Source organism: Micromonospora lacuserhaii (assembly GCF_036902735.1).
Lineage (GTDB): Bacteria > Actinomycetota > Actinomycetes > Mycobacteriales > Micromonosporaceae > Micromonospora.
This window is the reverse complement of the sequence record NZ_JBAKHO010000056.1, coordinates 26,577-33,130: the sequence shown is the minus strand read 5'-3', so window position 1 is coordinate 33,130 and position 6,554 is coordinate 26,577. Positions and strand designations below refer to the sequence as shown.

At 76.2% G+C, this 6,554-nt stretch carries 4 protein-coding genes; all 4 read right to left on the bottom strand.

Annotated elements, in window-relative coordinates; genetic code table 11:
* Positions 1-1,008: serine/threonine-protein kinase (locus tag V6U81_RS24870; RefSeq protein ID WP_420884079.1), on the bottom strand; the 1,008-nt coding region annotated here is incomplete at its 3' end.
* 150 nt (positions 1,009-1,158) lie between these two features.
* Positions 1,159-3,063: a serine/threonine-protein kinase gene (locus tag V6U81_RS24865; protein ID WP_334492629.1), complete on the bottom strand. Its 1,905-nt coding sequence runs from the start codon at positions 3,061-3,063 to the stop codon at positions 1,159-1,161.
* A 73-nt stretch (positions 3,064-3,136) separates the two neighbouring features.
* On the bottom strand, positions 3,137-4,468 hold the full coding sequence (locus tag V6U81_RS24860; RefSeq protein WP_334492628.1) for a glycosyltransferase family 4 protein: 1,332 nt from the start codon (positions 4,466-4,468) through the stop codon (positions 3,137-3,139).
* Positions 4,469-4,610: 142 nt separating this feature from the next.
* On the bottom strand, positions 4,611-6,551 hold the full coding sequence (locus tag V6U81_RS24855; protein ID WP_334492626.1) for an amylo-alpha-1,6-glucosidase: 1,941 nt from the start codon (positions 6,549-6,551) through the stop codon (positions 4,611-4,613).
* Positions 6,552-6,554: the final 3 nt, after the last annotated feature.

Sequence of the window (6,554 nt, the reverse complement as noted above, 5' to 3'; positions counted from 1 at the left end):
CTCCGACTTACCGCCGCCGGAGCCCGGCGCGGACGGCGTGCCGCCCCCGCCGGTGTCCCGCAGGGCCAGCGCCACCCCGGCCGACGCGAGCAGCGTGACGGCGGCGGCGCCGGCCGCGACCAGCATGCGACGCCGGCCGTGCGGTGCGGGGCCGGTGGCCGGGGCCGGATCGGCCGACCGGCCGGGCGGTGGCGCGGCGTCGAGAGCCGGGACGAGGTGGCGCGGCCCTCGCCCCGCCACCGGCAGCGCGGCGGGGTCGGGGAGCGCCGCCCGCAGCAGCGGCTCCACCTGGGCGGCCGTCAGCCGCCGCGCGGGGTCGCGCTGGAGCAGGCCGTCGAGCACCGGCCGCAGCGGCCCCGCCCGGAGCGCCGGGTCGGGCGGCTCGGTGGCCAGCGCGCTCAGCGTCGCCATCGCGCTGGCCCGGGCGTACGGGGACTGCCCCTCCACGGCGGCGTGCAGCGTGGCGCCGAGCGACCACAGGTCGGTGCGCGGGTTCGACACGCCCTCCCGGGCCCGCTCCGGGGCGACGAACTGCGGCGAGCCGAGCACCAGGCCCGGCCCGGTCATCAACCCGTCGCCGCCGTCGAAGGTGGCCAGCCCGAAGTCGGTCAGCACCACCCGCCCGTCGTCGGCGACCAGCACGTTGTGCGGCTTGACGTCGCGGTGCAGCACCCCGGCGGCGTGCGCGGCGCGCAGCGCGGCCAGCACCGCGAGCCCGATCTCGGCGACCCGGCCGGGCTCCAGTGGCCCGTCGGTGCCGAGGATCTGCTGTACCGAGCGGGACGGCACGTACTCCATCACGATCCACGGGCTGTCCCGGTCGTGCACCACGTCGTAGATGCGCACCACGTTGGGGTGGTTGAGCCGGGCCGCCGTCCGCGCCTCGCGCAGGGTCCGCAGCCGCAGTTCCTCGCGCTCGGACTCGGCCAGCCAGTTCGGCGGGACGACCTCCTTCACCGCGACGTCGCGGTGCAGCATCTCGTCGCGGGCCAGCCAGACCCGGCCCATCCCGCCGCTGCCGACCAGATCGAGCAGCCGGTACCGCCCGGCGACCAGCAGTTGCTGCACGTCGTTCCCCCTCGGCTACCCCGGGTACACGATATCCACGGCGGCCGGCTTTCTCATCCGCAGCACGGATGGTGCGGCGGTGGCTCCGCCTCAGGTGGGGGAGACCTGCTCGGCCCCCCGGCCGCGCAGGCTGTCCCGGACTACGGTGAGCCGTTCCTGGGCGGCGTCCCACTGCTGGTCGGCGGTGCTCCAACCGATCAGCCAGCCGGCGCGCTCCCCGCCGGGCAGCAGCCGCAGCGCGTGCTGCCGTTCCCGGAACGGGGTGGTCCAGCGGGACTCCCACGCGGCCCCGCCGTCACCGGCCGGTCCGAGCCGGAGCTTCTGGTACTCCACCAGGGTGCCGGCGGTGAGCTGCCGCTGCTCCTCGGTCCGCAGCCGGGCCACCGGGTCGGTGCCCGGGGTGGCCGCCTCGACGCTGAGGGTCAGCGGCGAGCCGGGGTCGCGGAAGCAGTCCACCGTCCCCTGGCGGGAGCGCAGCCAGCCGACCGGTACGGCCACCCGGTAGCCGTCGCCGGCGTACCAGGTCCAGCCGGACGGCGGGTGGAAGCCGTCCTCGGTGGTCGTGGGCAGGACGGTGACCGGCGTGCCGGTGGCCTCGCGCCGCAGGCACGGGAACGGCGGCGGGGTCACCGGGCCGCCGTCACCGGGCGGCGGTGGCGGCCCGTCCCCGTCGGGATCGTGCCGGTCCGGGTGCTCCCACGGCTCCCCGCTCGCCGGGATGACCAACGTGGTTCTGCGGTCGTCGCGGGTGACGGCGAGCGCGGTGCCCACCCCGGCGACGGCGGCCACCAGCAGGGCCGTGGCGGCCAGCGCCCAGCGCCGCCCGCCCGAGGTGAGCCAGGCCAGCAGGCCGTACCGCCCGGCGTCGTCCCGGTCCGAACCGGACCCGGCGCCGCTCGCCCCCTGGCGGCTGCGTTCCCGGTCCACCCCGGAGCCGGTCGCGCCCTGCCGGTCGCGTTCCCGCTCCGCCTCGGAGCCGGCCGCCGGTCGGCCCGACCGGACGTCCCCGGGACCGCCACCCGGCCCGTCGGCCCACGGCTCAGCCGAGCCCGCCGGGGCGGATCCGGCCGCCGTACCGGAGCCGCCGGACTTCGCCGTGCCGGGCCAGGGCGGGGGAGGGGCGATCACCGCCGTGCGGGCCACCGGCAGCACGACCGTCGGTGGCTCCGAGGTCGGCACCGGGCGGGTCACCGTCTCCAGTAGCCGGTTCGCCTCGTCGTGGCCGACCCGCTGCCGGGGGTCACGGTGCAGCAGCCCCTCCAGCACAGGACGCAGCGGGCCGGCGTGCGGGGCCGGGTCCGGTGGCGAGGAGGCCAGCGCCGCGAGGGTCGCCATGGCGGTGCTGCGGGCGTACGGGGACCGTCCCTCCACCGACGCGTGCAGGGTGGCGCCGAGCGACCAGAGGTCGGCCTCCACGCTGGACACCCCCTCGGCGGCCCTTTCTGGGGCGACGAACTGCGGGGAGCCGAGGACCATCCCGGGGCGGGTCATCAGCCCGTCGCCGCCGTCGAAGACGGCCAGCCCGAAGTCGGTGAGCATGACCCGGCCGTCCTCGGCGACGAGCACGTTCTGCGGCTTCACGTCGCGGTGCAGCACGCCGGCGGTGTGCGCGGCGCGCAGCGCGGCCAGCAGTGCCAACCCGATGTCGGCCGCCCGCACGGGGTCGAGCGGACCGGTGGTGTCCAGGACGGTCTGCAGCGACCGCGAGGCGACGTACTCCATCACGATCCACGGCCGGTCGTCGACCTGGATGACGTCGTAGAGGCGTACCACGTTGGGGTGGTTGAGCTGGGCCGCCGTCCGCGCCTCGCGCAGCGTACGCAGCCGCAGCTCGTCGCGTTCCGACTCGGCGAGCCAGTGCGGCGGGACGACCTCCTTGACCGCCACCTCGCGGTGCAGCATCTCGTCCCGGGCCCGCCACACCCGCCCCATCCCGCCCCGACCGACCAGTTCGAGCAGTCGGTAACGCCCGGCGATCGTCACCTGCTGCACCATGCTCCTCACCGTTGGCCGACGTACAACTTAGCCAATGGATCGGGAGAGACCTATCGGTCATCGGGCCGGCGCGTCAGCAGGCCGCCCCGTCCATCGCCAGCAGGTTCCCCTCGGGGATGGTGATCCGGGACCGTCCACCCGCGAGCTGGGCGGCGGCCCGGCGGCCCTGGAAGCTGCCGTGGTCCCGGCGGGCGGCGGCGTAGACGCCCGCGGTCCGGGCGGCGATGGTGGCCCAGCCGTACCGCTCGGCGACCATGGTGCGGGCCCGGCGGGCCACCCGGCGGGCGAAGACCTCGTCGCCGAGGAGCTGGCCGACCGCGCCGGCGAGGGCTTCCGGCTCGCTGTGCGGGAAGGTCACCCCGGTGACGCCCGGTTCGACGATCTCGGCCAGCCCACCGGTGCGGGCCACCGCCAGCGGCGCCCCGGCGGCCGCCGCCTCCAGGGCGATCATGCCGAACGGCTCGTAGAGGCTGGGGATCACGGTCGCGTCGGTGGCGGCGAGCACCGCGGGGAGCTGGCCGGAGTCCATGAACCCGGCGAAGCGGACGGTCTCCCCGAGGTGCAGCCGCCGCGCCTCGGCCACCAGCTCCTCCCGGTACGGCCCGTCGCCGGCGATCACCACGCGCAACCCGGGGTGCCGGTCGCGCAGGTGCGGCACGGCGTGCACCAGGTGCTGGACACCCTTCTCGTAGACCAGCCGGCCGGCGTACCCGATCAGCGGGCCGTCCGCGGCGAACCGGGCGCGGGCCGACGCGACCGCGCGGGGGCGGGCGTGCCAGGCCCGGTGGTCGACGCCGTTGGCGACCACGTCGACCCGGGCCGCGGGCACGTCGAAGAGCCGGGTGACCTGGTCCCGCATGTACCCGGAGCAGGCGATCACCCGGGCCGAGGCGGTGCTGATCCAGTGTTCGACGCCGTGGATGGTGCGGTTCATCTCCTCCGGCAGCCAGCCCTGGTGCCGGCCCGCCTCGGTGGCGTGGATGGTGGTGACCAGCGGCAGGTCCAGGTGTTCGGCGAGGGTCACCGCGGTGTGCGCGACCAGCCAGTCGTGGGCGTGCACGACGTCGTAGTCGCCGGACTCGGCGGCGCGCAGGGCGGTCCGGGTCAGGGTGTGGTTGAACGCCATCGTCCAGGCCAGCAGCGAGCCGGTGGCCAGCGGGAAGGTGACCGGGTCCTCCGGCGCCCGCAGGATCCGCACCCCGTCGGCGTACTCCTCCAGGGGTGCGCCGTCGGCGTGCCGGGTGACGACGGTGACCTCGTGACCGGCGGCGGCCAGGGCGACCGAGAGGGCGTGCACGTGCCGGCCGAGGCCGCCGACCAGCACGGGTGGGTATTCCCAGGAGAGGATGAGCACCCGCTGGTGCCGGGCGGGGTGGATGTCGATCACGTCGGCGTCAGGTGACATGCGGCCCCCTTTGAGTTGGTCCCGGGCGCGCGCCGATCGACACCCGTGAAGGGTGCCTCCGTGTCGCCCGAGGTCGGAGCCAATCCTGCCCGGGGTCGGATAACCAGCGGAGACACCGCCGTTGCCGGTGTGTAACGCGTGCCTATCCGACCCGTCGGACCCGCAGCAGCTCGGCCACCGACCAGGCCTGGAAGGGGCAGCCGGTGGCGGCGTGCGGCGCGGTGCCGTCGGCCGTCTCACTGACCGACCCCAGGCCAAACTCCTTCAAATGGCCCTCAAGCCCCACCAAAAGGTCATCGGTGGGCAGCCCGGCCTTCCGGTACGCCTCGACGAACGGCCCCACCAGCCACGGCCAGACGGTCCCCTGGTGGTACGCCCCGTCCCGCTCCGCCGGCCCGCCCCGGTGCCGGGGCGTGAACTCGGGTGAGTCCGGGGAGAGGCTGCGCGGGCCCAGCGGGGTGAACAGCCCGGCTGCCACCCGGCGCAGCGCCGCCGGGTCCGGCTCCAGCGGGGCGAACGGCAGCGACCAGGCCAGCAGCTGGTTCGGCCGGAGCAGGTCGTCGTCGTGGTGCGCCGCCCCGCCCAGCGGGTACGCCGGCGCCGGCGCGTCCACCACGTCGTGCAGCCAGCCCGTCGGCGCCGGGAACCGCTTGCGGAACGCGTCCCGGGCCCGGTCGTGCAGCCGCCACAGCTCGCCCGCGTCCCGTCCCGCCAGCTCGGTCAGCTCGGCCAGCCCGGCCAGCCCGTTCACCCAGAGCGCGTTGACCTCCACCGGCTTGCCGGTACGCGGGGTCACCGGCACCCCGTACACCCGGGCATCCATCCAGGTCAGCGCGGTGCCCGGGGTGCCGCCCTGGGTGATCAGCCCGTCTACCGGGTCGACCGCGATGCCGTACCGGGTGCCGGCCACGTGTGACTCGACCACCCCGTGCAGCGCTGGCAGCAGCTCGTCGCCGAGGTCGGTGTCGCCGGTGACCGTCACATGCCGGCTCACCGCATGCAGGAACCACAGCGTCGCGTCGACGGTGTTGTACTCCACCCGGCCGGTGTCGGCGGTGTTCGCCAGCATCCCCTCCGACAGCGTCGCCGCGTACGACCGGAGCAGCTCGCGCCCCTCGTCGGCCCGGTTGGTGCAGAGGAACAACCCCTCGTACGAGGTCATCGTGTCCCGCGACCAGGCGCCGAACCACGGGTAGCCGGCCACCACGTCCGGGCCGGCCGGGGCGCGCACCACGAACGCGTCGGCGGCCAGCGTCAGGGTGGCCTGCACCGGGTCGGCCGGCTTCGCCGCGGCCACCACCGCCCGATGCCGGCGCCGGGCCGCCGCGACCACCTCCGTCGCCGGTGGCGGCGGATCGGCCAGGTCACCGGCCCAGGCCAGCACCTCGACCGTGTCGCCCGGGCGGTCCAGCCTGCCGGCGAACCGGCCGGCGTACCAGAGGTCCTCCTCCGGGTGCAGCCCGCGCGCGGCCTCCTCCCGGTGGTACGCGCCACGCCACCACTGCCCCGCGGGCGTCCAGTCCGGGCCGGCCAGCCGGAACGCCCCCTCGACCACCGTGCCGCCGTCCACCGGCTCCAGCCGGGGCGTCGGCCCGTCGGCGCGCCGCTCGCCGTGGGCGTCCCGCCAGGTGGTGGCCGCGGCCAGCGCCAACCGGACCGGGCCGCCGGCGACCAGCCGGTGCACCACCGCCACGCCGGGGCGGCCGTACGTCATGGCCAGCTCCCGCTCGATCACCACGTCGCCGATCCGCCACCGCCAGCGCGGCAGGCCGTCGACCAGCTCGAAGCGCTCCAGCAGCTCGTAGCCGCGCGGGTCCACCACGCCCGAGGACCACTCGTGCGCGCCCAGCCGGACGGTGGCCCCCGAGGGCAGCGTCACCGCCGGGTCCAGGCTGACCAGGCCCACCGTCCGGGACGCCGGCGTCGCGCCGGCCACCACGAGCAGTCCGTGGTAGCGGCGGGTCCGCAACCCGCTGACGGTGCCCATGGCGTACCCGCCGAGGCCGTCGGTGAGCAGCCACTCGCGGGTCGCCCCAGCGGCCAGTTCGCCGCAGACCTGGGGGCCGAAACCGATCTCGATCAACTA

What these genes read in the sequence shown, in the direction of transcription:
- V6U81_RS24865 (WP_334492629.1), bottom strand. Translation starts at nt 3,063, where the DNA reads ATGGTGCAGCAGGTGACGATCGCCGGGCGTTACCGACTGCTCGAACTG.
- V6U81_RS24860 (WP_334492628.1), bottom strand. Translation starts at nt 4,468, where the DNA reads ATGTCACCTGACGCCGACGTGATCGACATCCACCCCGCCCGGCACCAG.